General features: G+C 70.9%; 13 protein-coding genes. 7 read left to right on the top strand and 6 right to left on the bottom strand.

Annotated elements, in window-relative coordinates:
- Position 1 precedes the first annotated feature (1 nt).
- A complete protein-coding gene (locus J5Y09_RS13675) occupies positions 2-955 on the bottom strand; it encodes an ATP-grasp domain-containing protein (RefSeq protein WP_209352359.1) in 954 nt (317 codons plus the stop codon).
- A gap of 206 nt (positions 956-1,161) precedes the next feature.
- On the opposite strand from J5Y09_RS13675, the gene J5Y09_RS13670 reads away from it, so the two are divergent.
- The 5 genes from J5Y09_RS13670 to parE all read left to right on the top strand — a co-directional run bounded on the left by J5Y09_RS13670 (position 1,162) and on the right by parE (position 7,089).
- Positions 1,162-1,551, top strand: a complete 390-nt coding sequence (locus J5Y09_RS13670; RefSeq protein ID WP_209352358.1) for a PH domain-containing protein — start codon at positions 1,162-1,164, stop codon at positions 1,549-1,551.
- Between the two features lie 45 nt (positions 1,552-1,596).
- Complete coding sequence (locus tag J5Y09_RS13665) at positions 1,597-2,517, top strand: DUF817 domain-containing protein (protein WP_209352357.1); 921 nt, start codon at positions 1,597-1,599, stop codon at positions 2,515-2,517.
- Positions 2,517-4,103 carry an MFS transporter gene (locus tag J5Y09_RS13660; RefSeq protein WP_209352356.1) on the top strand — a complete coding sequence of 529 codons (1,587 nt, stop codon included), beginning with the start codon at positions 2,517-2,519 and terminating at the stop codon, positions 4,101-4,103. Before J5Y09_RS13665 ends, J5Y09_RS13660 begins: the two co-directional genes overlap by 1 nt.
- A gap of 67 nt (positions 4,104-4,170) precedes the next feature.
- Positions 4,171-5,031 (top strand): SH3 domain-containing protein, encoded by an 861-nt coding sequence (locus J5Y09_RS13655; RefSeq protein WP_209352355.1) that lies wholly within the window; start codon positions 4,171-4,173, stop codon positions 5,029-5,031.
- A 78-nt stretch (positions 5,032-5,109) separates the two neighbouring features.
- On the top strand, positions 5,110-7,089 hold the full coding sequence (parE, locus tag J5Y09_RS13650; RefSeq protein ID WP_209352354.1) for a DNA topoisomerase IV subunit B: 1,980 nt from the start codon (positions 5,110-5,112) through the stop codon (positions 7,087-7,089).
- 389 nt (positions 7,090-7,478) lie between these two features.
- Here the strand turns inward: parE and J5Y09_RS13645 are convergent, their stop codons facing one another.
- Positions 7,479-7,859 carry a helix-turn-helix domain-containing protein gene (locus J5Y09_RS13645; RefSeq protein ID WP_209352353.1) on the bottom strand — a complete coding sequence of 127 codons (381 nt, stop codon included), beginning with the start codon at positions 7,857-7,859 and terminating at the stop codon, positions 7,479-7,481.
- Between the two features lie 245 nt (positions 7,860-8,104).
- Between J5Y09_RS13645 and J5Y09_RS13640 the strand changes: the two genes are divergently transcribed.
- A complete protein-coding gene (locus tag J5Y09_RS13640) occupies positions 8,105-9,262 on the top strand; it encodes an aminotransferase class V-fold PLP-dependent enzyme (protein WP_209352352.1) in 1,158 nt (385 codons plus the stop codon).
- A gap of 59 nt (positions 9,263-9,321) precedes the next feature.
- Here J5Y09_RS13640 and glnA read toward each other — a convergent pair whose 3' ends face one another.
- Complete coding sequence (glnA, locus tag J5Y09_RS13635) at positions 9,322-10,761, bottom strand: type I glutamate--ammonia ligase (protein ID WP_209352351.1); 1,440 nt, start codon at positions 10,759-10,761, stop codon at positions 9,322-9,324.
- Between the two features lie 205 nt (positions 10,762-10,966).
- On the bottom strand, positions 10,967-11,305 hold the full coding sequence (locus J5Y09_RS13630) for a P-II family nitrogen regulator (protein ID WP_209352350.1): 339 nt from the start codon (positions 11,303-11,305) through the stop codon (positions 10,967-10,969).
- A gap of 313 nt (positions 11,306-11,618) precedes the next feature.
- On the opposite strand from J5Y09_RS13630, the gene J5Y09_RS13625 reads away from it, so the two are divergent.
- Positions 11,619-12,803: an aminotransferase gene (locus tag J5Y09_RS13625; RefSeq protein WP_209352349.1), complete on the top strand. Its 1,185-nt coding sequence runs from the start codon at positions 11,619-11,621 to the stop codon at positions 12,801-12,803.
- A gap of 64 nt (positions 12,804-12,867) precedes the next feature.
- Here J5Y09_RS13625 and J5Y09_RS13620 read toward each other — a convergent pair whose 3' ends face one another.
- Both J5Y09_RS13620 and J5Y09_RS13615 read right to left on the bottom strand, forming a co-directional pair.
- Entirely contained in the window at positions 12,868-13,113 is a 246-nt protein-coding gene (locus J5Y09_RS13620; protein WP_209352348.1) for a DUF3297 family protein, read from the bottom strand.
- An 89-nt stretch (positions 13,114-13,202) separates the two neighbouring features.
- The gene (locus J5Y09_RS13615; RefSeq protein WP_209352347.1) at positions 13,203-15,347 is read right to left on the bottom strand and encodes a malate synthase G; all 2,145 of its coding nucleotides are present in this window, start codon (positions 15,345-15,347) and stop codon (positions 13,203-13,205) included.
- Positions 15,348-15,439: the final 92 nt, after the last annotated feature.

Below are 15,439 nucleotides of genomic sequence, written 5' to 3'. Positions count from 1 at the left end.
CCTAGGCGGCGCGCGCCGCCCGCGGCAGCAGCGCCGCGAGGTGCCGCGCCACCGCGAGCGGCGCCGAGACGCCGGCCCGCCGTTCGGCCTCCGCGTTGTAGTTGGTGTTCGTGTTCACGTCGTAGGCGTGGATGCCGCCCTCCGCGTCCGTCGCGAACTCGATGGCGCCCACGCCGACGCCGTTGGCCACCAGGAAGCGCTCCATGCGCGGGATCATCGCGTGCTGGAAGCCCTCGATGATGCGGAACTTCTCGCCCGGCGCCACGGCGGGGCAGGCGGCGCCCTCGGGGATGGCGCAGGCATCGGCGGGGCAGAGCTCGAAGCCCTCGGAGGTGTCGACGCGCACGGCGTAGAGGAACCGCCCGCCGACGAATTCCGCGCGGGTGATGAAGGGCTCGGGCGTGGCGATGTAGCGCTGCACCAGCCAGATGCCGTCGCGCGGGCGGGCATGCGGGTCCTCATCGGCCAGGATGCGCGCGACCGCTTCCTTCAACGCCGCCTCGCTGCGCACCAGCTGCACGCCCAGGCCCTTGCCCGCGCGGTTGTGCTTGAGGATGAGCGGGAAGCCGATGCGCTCGGCCGCGGCGGGGATGTTCTCCTCCCCCACCACGGCGACGGTCGGCGGCGTGGGGATGCCGAAGGCGGCCAGCGCCTCGTACTGCGCGACCTTGGACAGTTCGAGCTGGATCGCGCGCCGCCCGTTCACCACGAGCCGCCCGTGCCGTTCCAGCCATTCGATCACCGCCCCCGCATATTCCGGCGCGAAGGTGTGCCCGCGGGTGTGGGAGGAGGCGGACATGCGGTTGTAGAACACGCCCTCCGGCGGCGGGCGCGTCAGGTCGAGCAGGCCGCGGTCGAGGAACCATTCGCTGTGCTCGGCCCCGATCGCCGCGAAGGCGTCCCGCAGCGGGGGCATCCAGGCGTCGTTCTCGTGGATGATATGGATCCGGGTCATGGCGTGCTCCGAGCCGCATTCGATGGCGGAGAGAAGGTTTTTTTCTTTAGGGCTGCAAGGAGCGCGCGGAAGAAAGATTTTTCTTTCATCAATGGCCTTGTTGGGATGCGCGGATGCTCCGGCCGCCGTCGCGCGCGGCACGCCGCTTCCCCGTTGCCCGCGCGCGGCCGGGGCCCTAATCCAGCCGGGCACGCAAGGAAGGCCGCATGTCCGAGACCATCATCCTCGAAGCGCGCGAGACGAAGCGCTCCTACGGGCCGCTCTGGCTGGTCCTGTCCGTCCTCATGCTCGGCCTGCCGTTCCTCGGCCGCCAGCGCATCACGCTGACGAACGAGCGCATCACCATCGTCCAGGGCTTCTGGACCAAGGTGCGCGACGACATCGAGATCTTCCGCGTGCGCGACGTGGTGGTGAAGCAGAGCCTCTACCAGCGCATCATCGGCATCGGCGACGTGGTGGTGAAGTCGATGGAAGGCCGCACCGAGGAACAGCACGTGCTGCGCGGCGTGGCCGACCCGGTCACGGTCAGCGAGCGCATCCGCGACGTGTGGAACCGCAACGCGCGTCCGTCCGGCCCCGCGACGACGCTGGACTGACCCGCCACGGCGGCGCCGCATTCGGGCGGGCATGCTCCGCCCGGAATGACCGCGCCCGTCGCCAGCGCCGCGGGCGCCTGGCCGCCCATCGCCCGCTTCATCGCCGCCGAGCGACGCCTCGGCGCGCGTGCCCTCAAGGCCGGGCCGGTCGCGGCGGGGGTGTACGAATTCCTCCGCTTCGGGGTGAAGCAGGGCTGGGCGTGCCTGTTCGGCGGCGTGCTGCTCGCGCTGCTGGTCGCGACGCACCTGTTCTACCCGCGCGACGCCTGGCTGCCGCGCTACGACTTCCTGCTGGTCGCCTGCCTCGCGCTGCAGGGCGTGCTGCTCGCGACGCGGATGGAGACCTGGGAGGAAGCGCGCGTCATCCTGCTGTTCCATGCCGTCGGCACGGCGATGGAGGTGTTCAAGACGGCGATGGGCTCCTGGACCTATCCCGAACCGTCCTGGGCGCGGATCGGCGGCGTGCCGCTGTTCACCGGCTTCATGTATGCCGCCGTCGGCTCCTACCTCGCGCGCGTGTGGCGGCTGTTCGAGTTCCGTTTCACGCACCACCCGCCGGCCTGGGCGCTGCTGCTGCTGGCCGCGGCGATCTACGCGAATTTCTTCGCGCATCATTTCACCTGGGACCTGCGCTGGGCGCTGTTCGCGACGACGGCGCTGCTGTTCGGCCGCACCTGGGTCCATTTCCGCCCCTGGCGGCGCTGGCGGCGCTGGCGGCGGATGCCGCTGCTGCTCGGCTTCGCGCTGGTCGCGCTGTTCATCTGGTTCGCGGAGAACCTCGGCACCTTCGCCGGCGCCTGGCTCTATCCGCACCAGCGCGGCGGCTGGGCGCCGGTGCCGCTGACCAAGTTCGGCGCCTGGTTCCTGCTGATGATCATCTCCTACGCGCTGGTCTTCGCGCTGCATGAGTCGCGTGTCGCGCGGATTTCTTCCCCCGGCGCGGCGGAGCCTGCCAGGATCGGGTGATGCCCGCCGCCTTCGCGCCGTTCCGCCACCCGGCCTTCCGCCTGCTCTGGTTCGCCAACCTCGCCGCCAATATCGGCCTGTGGGTGCAGAACACCGGGGCGGGGTGGATGATGACCTCGCTCGATCCCTCCCCGGTGATGGTCAGCCTGGTGCAGGCGGCCTCGATGCTGCCGGTCTTCCTGCTGGCCCTGCCGTCCGGCGCGCTGGCCGACATCGTGGACCGCCGCGCCTACCTGATCGGCGCGCAGGCCTGGGTGCTGACCGTGGCCGCGCTGCTGGCCGTGCTGACCTATGCGGGCTGGCTCGGGCCCTGGGGGCTGCTCGCCTTCACCTTCGCGATCGGCATCGGCAACGCGCTGAACTTCCCCGCCTGGGCGGCGACGACGCCGGAACTCGTGCCGCGGGAGGACCTGGTCCAGGCCATCGCGCTGAACGGGATCGGCTTCAACCTCTCCCGCGCCGTGGGTCCGGCGATCGGCGGCTTCGCGATCGGGCTGGCGGGCACCGAGGCCGCCTTCGCGCTGAACGCGGTCTGCTTCCTGGTGCTGCTGCTCGCGCTGCTGGCCTGGAAGCGGGAAGCGCCGCGCAGCGCGCTGCCGTCCGAGCACTTCCTGGGCGCGATGCGCGCCGGCCTGCGCTTCGTCGCGGCGAGCCCGGCGATGCGCGCGGCGATCCTGCGCGCCTGCACCTTCTTCTTCTTCACCGCCGCGATCTGGGGGCTGCTGCCGCTGGTGGTGCGGCAGGGGCTGGGGCTGGGGCCGGAAGCCTTCGGCACCATGCTCGGCGTGATGGGCGTGGGCGCGGTCGCGACCGGCTTCGCCCTGCCGGCGCTGCGCGTGCGGCTGCCGACGCGGGGCGGGATGGTGACGGTCTTCTCGCTGGTCTCGGCCGCGGCGCTGGCGCTGCTTGGCGTCTCCGGGCATTGGGCGCCGGCCGCGCTCGCCATGCTGCTGTTCGGCGCCGGCTGGATCGGGGCGGCGAGCACGCTGCAGGCCGCGGCGCAATTCGCGACACCGGCCTGGGTGCGGGCGCGGGCGATCGGCATCTACCAGCTGTGCTTCTTCGGCGCGCTGACGGTGGGATCCGTGCTCTGGGGCTGGGCGGGCGCGCGCTTCGGCATCGCCCCGGCGCTGCTGATCGCCGCCGTCGCCTGCGCCGGCGCCGCGCTGGCCGTGCGCGGCTGGCGGCTGGACGGCGCGCCGGCGGCCGATGCGCCCAGCGTGCCCATGCCCAAGCCCGACGCGCCGGCGGCCGAGCTCGGCCCGCTGCTGACCGAACGGTCGGGCCGCGTGCTGGAAGTCGTGCGCTACACGGTCGACCCGGCCGATCGAAGCGCCTTCCTCGCGGCGATGGAGGAAGCCCGCCGCGTCCGGCTGCGCAGCGGCGCCGTCGCCTGGCGGCTGCTCGAGGACGTGGCCCATCCGGAACGCTGGATCGAGCTCTGGGCCGTCGAATCCTGGGCCGAGCACATGCGCGAGGCCGGGCGGCTCGATGCCGCCGACCGCGCCGCGCTCGCCCGCGCCGCCGCCTTCCATCGCGGGGATGGGCCGCCCGAGGCGGCGCGCTACCTCAGCGTCCGGGCTTGAAGCGCTTCATGGCGCGGCGGCGCGGGCGCTGGCACTCTGCGCGCGAATCCATGGGGGGACATCGCTGGTGAGGCCAGGAACCGGGACGATCGCTTTGCTCGCGCTGCTGGCCGCTGCCGCCGCCTGCGCGCCGCGCCCCGGCGCGCTCGACCCGCAGGAAGGCTGCCGCGCGCAGCTCTCCTCCTTCATGAGTTCCGGCGACGGCTTCGTCGCCCCGGCGCAGCGCCGCCCGCGCTGGATGCAGCCGCGCCCCGCCGCCCAGCCGGTGCGCCCGGTGCTGCAGACGAGCCTCGATGAGGAGAACGCGCAGATCGAGGCGCTGCAGATCGCCTTCGACTCCCTGCTGTACTGCCGCTGGATCGAGGCGCGGACCATCCGCGCCGACATCGCCGCCCGCCGCGTGACGCGCGAGGAAGGCCGCGCGCGCCTCCAGCGGCTCAAGGCGCGGGTGAACCGCGACCTGGCCCGCGCGCGGGAAGTGCTGGCCGCGATGGAAGCGCGCGCCAACGAACGGGAAGGGGAGATCGAGGCCGTGGCCCCCGGCACGCGCCAGGTCGCCCAGCGCGCCCAGGCCGAGCGCGGGCGCGTGACGCGCGTCGTCGCCGCCGCGACCGTGCCGCTGCGCCTGCGCCCCGAATCCGGCGCGCCCGAGATCGGCCGCGTCGCGGCCGGCGACCCTGTGACCGTCCGCCCCGCGCAGTCGGGCTTCGCCCTGGTGGAAGGCCGGGACGGCACGCGCGGCTATGCGCCGCTCGGCGCCTTCCAGGCGGCCGAGCGCGCCGCGGCGGGCGGCGCCGGCGGCGCGGGGGCGGGGGATGGGGAGGTGCGGCGCCTCGCCGCGACCAACATCGCCCGGCGCGACAATTTCGCCGAGAGCATCACCCTGGCCACCCAGGCGGCCGAAAGCGGGTTCGAGCTGGCGAGCTGAGATCGGGGGGCGACTCGCCCCTCGAATTGTTTCCCCGGGCGCGCGCCTCTATTCTCGCCGCCTATAGGGGAACAAGACATGAACGATCTGTTCGGCCGGGGCGGCGCGCGGAAGGGCGCCGCCGGGCAGGGCGAGTATTCCGCCAAGGACATCGAGGTGCTGGAGGGGCTGGAGCCCGTCCGCCGGCGCCCGGGGATGTATATCGGCGGCACCGATGAGAACGCGCTGCATCACCTCGCCGCCGAGGTCCTGGACAACGCCATGGACGAGGCGGTGGCCGGCCATGCCGACCACATCGAGGTGATCCTCGAGCCCGGGAACTGGATTTCCGTCCGCGACAATGGCCGCGGCATCCCCGTGGACCCGCACCCGAAGTTCCCGAAGCTGTCGGCGCTGGAGGTCATCCTCACCACGCTGCATTCGGGCGGAAAATTCTCCGGCAAGGCCTATGAGACCTCGGGCGGCCTGCACGGCGTCGGATCCTCGGTCGTGAACGCGCTGGCCGAGCGGCTGGAGGTGGAGGTGGCGCGCGACCGCGTGCTGCACACCCAGGCCTATGAGCGCGGCAAGCCGGTGACGAAGCTGAAGAACGCCGGCCCGGTGCAGAACCGCCGCGGCACGCTGATCCGCTTCAAGCCCGACCCGGAGATTTTTGGGGCGCAGGCCTTCAGGCCCGCACGGCTGTATCGCCTGTGCCGTTCCAAGGCGTACCTCTTCCGCGGTGTCGAGATCCGCTGGTCCTGCGACCCGTCGCTGATCCAGGACGAGACGCCGGCCCAGGCGGTGCTGCATTTCCCCGGCGGGCTGCAGGACTTCCTGGCCGCGGCGATCGAGGGGCAGGCGACGGTGGTGCCGGCCCCGTGGGCGGGGGAGGCCGATTTCCCCGAGGGCGCGGGCCGCGTCGAATGGGCGGCGACCTGGGTGGAGCGCGGGGACGGCTTCCTCAACACCTATGCCAACACCATCCCCACGCCGCAGGGCGGCACGCATGAAGCGGGCTTCCGCGCCGCGCTGGTCAAGGGCCTGCGCGCCTATGGCGAGCTGAAGAAGGAAAAGCGCGCGGCGAACGTCACCGCCGACGACCTGTTCGGCGGGCTCGCCGGCATGCTCTCGGTCTTCGTGCGGGAGCCGCAGTTCCAGGGCCAGACCAAGGACCGGCTGACCAGCCCCGAGGCGGCGCGCCTGGTCGAGGGCGCGCTGCGCGACCATTTCGACCATTGGCTCGCCGGCGACCCGGCGCGGGCGGACAACCTGCTCGCCTTCGCGATCGAGCGGGCCGAGGAGAGGCTGCGCCGCCGGGCGGAGAAGGACACGCCGCGCAAATCGGCCACGCGCAAGCTGCGCCTGCCCGGCAAGCTCGCCGATTGCGCGCGCGAGAGCGCCGAGGGCACCGAGCTGTTCCTGGTGGAAGGCGATTCGGCCGGCGGGTCCGCCAAGCAGGCGCGCGACCGCGAAACCCAGGCCGTGCTGCCGCTGCGGGGCAAGATCCTGAACGTCGCGTCCGCCAGCACCGAGAAGCTGCGCCAGAACCAGGAGCTGAAGGACCTGATCGAGGCGCTGGGCTGCGGCGTCGGCGACCGCTTCGACCTCGCGCGCCTGCGCTACGGGCGCGTCGTCATCATGACCGACGCCGATGTGGACGGGGCGCATATCGCCGCGCTGCTGATGACCTTCTTCTACAAGGAACTGCCGGAACTCGTGCGGCAGGAACGCGTCTTCCTCGCCCAGCCGCCGCTCTATCGCCTGCAGGCGGGCGGCGTGTCGGTCTATGCGATGGACGACGCGGACCGGGAGAAGGTGCTCAAGACGCGCTTCAAGGCGAACCAGAAGGTCGAGGTCAGCCGCTTCAAGGGCCTGGGCGAGATGCCGCCCTCCTCGCTCAAGGAGACCACCATGGATCCGCGCCGGCGGACGCTGCTGCGCGTCGTGCTGCCGGCCGAGGACCGGGCGCGGACATCCGACCTGGTGGAGGCGCTGATGGGCCGCAAGCCGGAACTGCGCTTCCGCTTCATCCAGGACAATGCGGCGAGCCTGGAGGCGGAGGCGCTGGACGCCTGAGCGCGGCGGCCATCGGATGGCCGGTCCCGCGCGCGGAGCCGAAGCGGGCGCCCGGTCTGCAAGGGCGCGATGGCCGAAGCGGCGGACCGTTCGCGTGGCCGGGGCCGGGCCCCTGATCCACCGGGGTGGATCGCGGTCCGGGGAGGCGCCGGGCCGAACGGCGACATTCGGCCCGGTTGGAGCGGTGCGGGGGCCTCCGTCGCGAAGGCCCTTTTTGTCCCGCCCCTGGTTGCGGCGTGGTCTTCGCGTCGCGTGGCGCGTCACGCCATGCGCGCGAGGTCCGGTCGTGCGCTCGTCCGGGCTTCAGTCTTCCGTCTGGCGCGAGGGTGCCCGGGAGGCCCCGCGCGCGATGCCTTCCGCACAGAGGTGGAACCTTTGTGCGGAGGGTATCAGTGCTCCATCGCCGTGCCGGCGGCACGCGCGATGTGAAGCATCAGGTTCTGGGCCCAGGCCTCATGCGCTTCATTCAGCGCGATCCCGAGGGTTTCGGGGACCTGTGCCGCTTCGACGCCGAGGAACCAGGCCGGCGCCATCCCCAGGGCGGCGCCGAGCGCGATGGCGGTGCGCAGGCTGACCGGCTCGAGCCCCAGTTCCACGCGGGACATCTGGCGCTGGGTGATGCCGATGCGGCGGGCCACTTCCGAGGCCGTCAGTCCCAGGCTGCGCCGCTGCCTGTGCAGGGCGGCGCCGACCTGGCCATCGAATTCCAGTGCCGCCGCGGCGGCCTGGGCCCGCTCGGTGGCGGGGGTGGTGGTGGTGTTGGACATCATGTCTTCCTTGTGTGCACGTAGCCCGACATCTCAAGACCTTGCCTTCCTCAAGTCAGCTCTTGTCCGGAAAATTCGGGCCCCGAATTGATGCGCCCGAGTCGGATAACGAGAGGTTAAAATTCACAACTTCGTGTCAATCATTCTTGTCGCTTGCTGTCAGACCTGTCTTACGCCTCAGGGGCGATTCCCACGCGGCTCTTGACCGGCTTAGCCTGTCCCTCCCGACCCCTGGAGGACGCCGTCCGATGCTCCCCTGCCAACGCGCCCTGTTCGACATTCCGCGCGACGTCGCCTGGCTGAATGCCGCGGCCTGGAGCCCTTTGCCGCTGGCCGTGCAGGCCGCGGGCCATGCCGGCGTCGCCCGCAAGGGCCGCCCCTGGGAGGTCGATCCGGGCCTGTCCGCCGCCCAGCACGAACGCGCCCGCCGGGCCGCCGCCGCGCTGATCGGGGCGTCAGGCGAGGATGTCGCCCTCATCCCATCCGTGTCCTACGGCGTCGCGACCGCGGGTAAAATCTTCGTGCCCCCGCCCGGCAGCCGCGTGCTCGTCCTCGAGGACGACCACGCCTCCCCGGTGCTGGAATGGATGGCGCGCGCCCCGGCGCAGGGCTTCGTCGTCGAGACCGTCGCGCGGCCATCGGACGGTGACTGGACGGCGGCGGTCGAGGCCGCCATCGCCCGGCCCGGCGCGCCGCCGGTCTCGCTCGCCTCCATCTCCTCGGTCCATTGGTCCGATGGCGGGGTCATCGACCTCGGCCGCGTCGCGCCCATGCTGCGCGCGGCGGGGGCGGCGCTGCTGGTGGATGCCACCCATGCGGCCGGCGTCATGCCGATCGACGTGGCCGTCATCGACCCCGACTTCCTGATCTTCCCGACCTACAAATGGGTGCTCGGCCCCTATGGGCGCGCCTTCATCTACATCGCGAAGCGGCGGCAGGACGGCGTGCCGCTGGAACAGACGCCCTTCGGCCGCCGCGCCGTGTCCTCCGAACGCTCCCCCTATCTCGCCGACCTCGCCTATGCGCCGACGGCCAGGCGCTTCGACATGGGCGAGCGCGACCATTTCGTGGGGCTCGAGATGGCGGCGGTGGGGATGGAGATGATGGCCGGCTGGGGCCAGGCGGCGATCGCGGCGCGCTGCGCCATGCTGAACGATCGGCTGGAGGCGGGGCTCGCCGCCGCCGGCGCCATCCTGCCCAGGCGGGCGCTGCGCGCGCCGCACATCCTCTGCGCCGCCTTCCCGGGCGGGATGCCGGCGGACCTGCCGGAACGGCTCGCGGCGCTCAATGCCTTCGCGGCGCCGCGGCTGGGGCGGCTGCGCATCAGCCCGCATGTCTACAACGACGAGGAGGATGTGGACCGCTTCGTCGACGCCTTCCGCCGCGTCGCGCGCCGGGCGGCCTGAAACGGAAAGGGGCCCCGCGCGACGCGCGGAGCCCCCCGTTCCGTCAGATCCGGCGTGGATCAGACCGAGTAGTACATCTCGAACTCGATCGGGTGCGGGGTGTGCTCGAACTTGAACACTTCCGTCCACTTCAGCTCGATGTAGCTCTCGATCTGGTCCTTGCTGAACACGTCGCCCGCGAGCAGGAACTCGTGGTCGGCGGCCAGCGCCTCGAGCGCCTCGCGCAGCGAACCGCACACCGTCGGGATGCCCTTCAGCTCCTCCGGCGGCAGGTCGTACAGGTCCTTGTCCATGGCGTCGCCGGGATGGATCTTGTTCTTGATGCCATCGAGGCCTGCCATGAGCATCGCCGCGAAGGCGAGGTAGGGGTTCGCGGTCGGATCCGGGAAGCGCACCTCGACGCGCTTGGCCTTCGGGCTCGTCGCGTAGGGGATGCGGCAGGACGCCGAGCGGTTGCGCGCCGAGTAGGCGAGCAGCACCGGCGCCTCGAAGCCCGGGATCAGGCGCTTGTAGGAGTTGGTCGAGGGGTTGGTGAAGGCGTTCAGCGCCTTGGCGTGCTTGATGATGCCGCCGATGTAGTACAGCGCCATCTCGCTCAGGTCCGCGTAGCCGTTGCCCGCGAACATGGGCTTGCCGCCCTTCCAGATCGACTGGTGCACATGCATGCCCGAGCCGTTGTCGCCGTAGACCGGCTTCGGCATGAAGGTCGCGGTCTTGCCGTAGCTGTGGGCGACGTTGTGCACGCAGTACTTGTAGATCTGCATGAAGTCGGCCTGCTGCACGAGCGGGCCGAACTTGGTGCCGAGCTCGTGCTGCGACTGCGCCACCTCATGGTGGTGCTTCTCGATCGGCAGGCCCATCTCGCCCATCGTCGAGAGCATCTCGGCGCGCAGGTCCTGCTCGCTGTCCACGGGCGGGACGGGGAAGTAGCCGCCCTTGACCACCGGGCGGTGGCCCATGTTGCCCTCGGGGTAGTCCTTCAGGCTGGCCTTCGGGCCCTCGATGCTGTCGAGCTCGTAGATGCCGTAGGTGCCGCCCGTGCCGAACTTCACGCTGTCGAAGATGAAGAACTCGGCTTCCGGGCCGAAATAGGCGATGTCGCCCAGGCCCGTGGACTTCAGGTATTCCTCGGCCTTCTTCGCCGTGCCGCGCGGGTCGCGGTTGTAGCGCTGGCCGGTCGACGGCTCGAAGATGTCGCAGAACAGGATCATCTGCGGCTTGGCCGAGAAGGGATCCATCACCGCGGTCGTCGGGTCCGGCATCAGGATCATGTCGGACTCGTTGATCGCCTTCCAGCCGGCGATCGACGAGCCGTCGAACATGATGCCGTCCTCGAAGATGTCGGGCTCGATCGTCGAGACGTGCTGGGCGGTGTGCTGCCACTTGCCGCGCGGGTCGGTGAAGCGGAAGTCCACGTATTCGACGCTGTGCTCCTTGATCATCTCCATGACCTTGGAGACGGCGGAGCTGCCACCAGCGGCGGCGGGCTTCTTGGCCATGATGTGCGGTCCTGTTCCCTGACTGCGAAATCCCGAACCCTGTTCACGCGCCGCGGCTTCGGTGCCCCGCGACGCTGCCCGGCTTACCCGGCTGGCCGGCCTTGCGGCCGGTCAGCCCGGTTGGTCCGGCCCGGCAGGCGCGCTGCGCCGCGTCCGGGCCTGGTGCCGCCCCCCGCCGGGGATGGGGCGGCGAAATCGTCCGGCGCTAGACGGCGTCCTCGCCGCGCTCGCCGGTTCGGATGCGGATCACCTCCTGGATGTCGGAGACGAAGATCTTCCCGTCCCCGATCCGGCCCGTGCGCGCCGCGGCCTGGATGGCCTCGACCGCGCGGTCGAGCATGTCGTCGCCGCAGACCACCTCGATCTTCACCTTCGGCAGGAAGTCCACGACGTATTCGGCGCCGCGGTAGAGTTCCGTATGGCCCTTCTGCCGGCCGAATCCCTTGGCCTCGACCACGGTCAGGCCCTGCAGCCCGATCTCGTGCAGCGCGTCCTTCACCTCGTCGAGCTTGAAGGGCTTGATGATGGCCTCGATCTTCTTCATCGGCTCCTGTCCAGCGGCCGCCACGCCTTGCGACGCCTTGGCCTTCCTCCCGGTATTGCTGCCCGGTTCGTTGTTGACCCTGATCCTGGCGCGCGACCCGGCAAGGCCGGGCGCGCCCGGGGTATTGCACGCGCCATGCCGGCGCAGCAATCCGAGGCCCCCCCGGAAAATCACCCCCGCGCGCAGGGTGGTGCCGATTTCACGGGCGAGTTGCCTAAAAACAGGGCTTGGCCTGCCCGCCCGGTTGCCGCCCCCCGCGACCAGCCCCATAACCCGGGGCCCGCGACCCTCCACAGGATGAAGCGCCCGCCTGATGCGCCCGCAGAACGCCCTTCTCTCCGCCACCGGCACCACGATCTTCACCGTCATGTCGGCCCTGGCGAACCAGCACCAGGCGATCAACCTCGGCCAGGGCTTCCCCGACTATGACGGGCCCGAGGACGTGGTCCGCGCCGCCGCCGACGCGCTGCTCGACGGGCGCAACCAGTACCCGCCGATGACCGGCGTGCCGGAACTCCGCCAGGCGATCGCGGCGCACAACGCCCGATTCTACGGGCTCGACATCGACCCGAACGCCGAGGTCGTCGTCACTTCCGGGGCGACGGAGGCGATCACCGCCTGCCTGATGGCGGTGCTGAACCCGGGCGACGAATGCGTGCTGATCGAGCCGCTGTACGACACCTACCTTCCGGTGGTGAAGCTGATCGGCGCAGTGCCGCGGCTCGTGCGCCTGTCGCCGCCGCACTGGGAACTGCCACGCGCGGAACTCGCCGCCGCCTTCGGGCCCAAGACCAAGGCGGTGCTGTTCAACACGCCGATGAACCCGACCGGCAAGGTCTTCACGGCCGAGGAACTCGCCTTCATCGCCGAGCTGGTCCAGCGCCACGACTGCTACGCCATCTGCGACGAGGTCTACGAGCACCTGACCTTCGACGGTGCGAAGCACATCCCGCTGATGACGCTGCCGGGCATGCGCGAGCGCTGCATGCGCATCGGCAGCGCGGGCAAGACCTTCAGCCTGACCGGCTGGAAGGTGGGCTACATCAGCTGCGACCGGTCGCTCGCGCCCAACGTCGCCAAGGCGCACCAGAACCTGACCTTCACCACGCCGCCCAACCTGCAGCGCGGCGTCGCCGTCGGGCTTGTGAAGGACGATTCGTATTTCGCGGGACTGTCGGCGCATCTGCAGCAGAAGCGCGACCGGCTCGGCGCGGGGCTCGCGCGGCTCGGCTTCGGGGTGCTGGAGACGAAGGGGACCTACTTCATCACCACCGACGTCCGGCCGCTCGGCTGGAACGGGGACGACGTGTCCTTCTGCCGCACGCTGACCGAGGAGGCGAAGGTCACCGCGATTCCGGTGACGGCCTTCTACGCCAGCGAAGGCGCGCCGAACCACTACGCCCGCTTCGCCTTCTGCAAGGGCGACGCCCTGCTGGACGAGGCGCTGGCGCGGATGGAACGGTGGCTCGCCGCGCGCGGGGGGCGGAGCGCGGCTTAGGGGACCGGAGGGGCGCTGCCCCTCCGAACCACCCCGCCAGAGGCCTAAGGGCCTCTGGACACCATTACTCCGCCGCGTCGCGGAGGTAGGGTTCGACGGGGCCGGTCAGCTTCATCGTCAGGGGGCGGCCGCGGCGGTCGAGCGTCTTGCCGACGGTCACGCGGATCCAGCCTTCCGAGACGCAGTATTCCTCGACGTTCGTCTTCTCCTGCCCCTTGAAGCGGATGCCGATCCCGCGCGCGAGCAGTTCCTCGTTGAAATACGGGCTGGCGGGATCGATCGAGAGCCGGTCGGGCAGCGCATCCGTCATCGTTCAATGCTCCCTGAAGTGATGGGTTCCGAGGGCCTTTCGGCCCTCGGCGGGGAGGTCCGGAGGGGCGGCGCCCCTCCGGGCGCGGCTCACGCCGCCTTGGCTTCCCGCCGCCGCCGCGTCAGCACGAATTCCGTATACCCGTTCGGCTGCGCAGCACCTTCGAACACCAGGTCGCAGGCCGCCTTGAAGGCCGGCCCGTCGAAGCCCGGCGCCATGGCGCGATAGGCACCGTCGCCGGCGTTCTGCCGGTCCACCACCGCCGCCATGCGCTTCATCGTCTCCATCACCTGGTCGCGCGTCACGATGCCGTGGCGCAGCCAGTTGGCGATGTGCTGGCTGGAGATGCGCAGCGTCGCGCGGTCCTCCATCAGCCCGACATCGTTGATGTCCGGCACCTTGGAGCAGCCGACGCCCTGGTCCACCCAGCGCACCACGTAGCCGAGGATGCCCTGCGCGTTGTTGTCGAGTTCCGCCTGCACGTCGGCGGGCGACCAGTTGGTCTCGCGCGCCAGCGGCACGGTCAGGATGTCGCCGAGGCTCGCCCGGCGCCCGCCCTTCTGCAGCTCGTCCTGCCGCGCCGCGACATCGACCTCGTGGTAGTGCAGCGCGTGCAGCGTCGCCGCGGTGGGGGACGGCACCCAGGCGGTGTTGGCACCCGCCTTGGGGTGCCCCACCTTCTGCTCGAGCATCGCGGCCATCATGTCCGGCATCGCCCACATGCCCTTGCCGATCTGCGCGCGGCCGCGCAGGCCGCACATCAGGCCGACATCGACGTTCCAGTCCTCATAGGCCTTGATCCACGCTTCCGCGCGCATGGCGTTCTTGCGCACCACGGCGCCGGCTTCCATGCAGGTGTGGATCTCGTCGCCGGTGCGGTCGAGGAAGCCGGTGTTGATGAAGACCACCCGGTCCTTCGCGGCCGCGATGCAGGCCTTGAGGTTGACGGTGGTCCGCTTCTCCTCGTCCATGATGCCCATCTTGAGCGTCGCGCGCTTGAGCCCGAGCGCGTCCTCCACGCGGGAGAACAGCGTGTCCGCCCAGGCCACTTCCTCCGGCCCGTGCATCTTCGGCTTGACGATGTAGACGCTGCCGGCGCGCGAATTCATGCGCTTGCCGCGGATGTCGTGCAGCGCGATGGCCGAGGTGCAGAGCGCATCCAGGATCGTCTCCGGCACCTCGGCGCCGTCCAGCGTCACCGCATCGGTCATCATGTGGTGGCCGACGTTGCGCACCAGCATCACCGAGCGCCCGTGCAGCGTCACCGCGCCGCCCGAGGGCTTCTGGAAGATGCGGTCCGCGGCCAGGCGGCGGACCAGCACCTTGCCGTCCTTCTCGAACTCGGCCGTCAGGTCGCCCTTCATCAGGCCGAGCCAGTTGCGATAGACCTCGACCTTGTCCTCGGCATCCACGGCCGCGACGGAATCCTCGCAATCCTGGATGGTGGTCAGGGCCGCTTCCAGCACCACGTCGCAGATGCCCGCCGCGTCCGTCTTGCCGATCGGATGGGCGCGGTCGAACTTCACCTCAAGATGCAGGCCGTTGTTCACGAACAGCAGGGAGGTCGGCGCGTGCGGCTCGCCGAGGAAGCCCACGCACTGGCCGGGCCGGGCGAGGCCGACCTTGGACCCGTCCTTCAGCGTCACTTCCAGCGCGCCGGCCTCCAGCCGGTAGCCGGCCGCATCCGCGTGGCTGCCGCGGGCGAGCGGGATGGCGCGGTCGAGCACGGCGCGCGCGCGCGCGATCACCTGCGCGCCGCGGGCCGGGTCGTAGCCCCGCGCCTTCGGGCCGTCCTGCGGGATGGCGTCGGTGCCGTACAGCGCGTCGTACAGGCTGCCCCAGCGCGCATTCGCGGCATTCAGCGCGTAGCGGGCGTTGGAGACGGGCACGACCAGCTGCGGGCCGGCCATGGACGCGATCTCGGCATCCACATCCGTCGTGCCGACCTTCACCTCGGCCGGCTCGGGCAGCAGGTAGCCGATCTCCGCCAGGAAGGCGGTATAGGCGGCGAGGTCCACGGGCTTGGCCGGGTGGGCGCGGTGCCAGGCGTCGATCTTCGCCTGGAGGTCGTCGCGCTTGGCCAGCAGCGCCGCATTGGCGGGCGCGAGTTCGCGCAGGATGCGCTCCATCGCGTCCCAGAAGCGGGCCGGCTCCACGCCGGTGCCGGGCAGGGCCTCGGCCTCGATGAAGGCCTTGAGCACGGGCGCGACGGCGAGCCCCTTCGTTCCGGCCATGATTCTCGTCTCCTGAACGCTGGCGCCCTCCCCGGGGCGCAAATCGGGGCCGCTTCCTAGGCGCAAAGCCGCCCCGGGGCAAACGCGGGGCG

Source organism: Roseomonas nitratireducens, assembly GCF_017813355.1.
GTDB lineage: Bacteria > Pseudomonadota > Alphaproteobacteria > Acetobacterales > Acetobacteraceae > Neoroseomonas > Neoroseomonas nitratireducens.
Note: the sequence above shows the minus strand (reverse complement) of the source record. Positions and strands in the feature narration are given on the sequence as shown.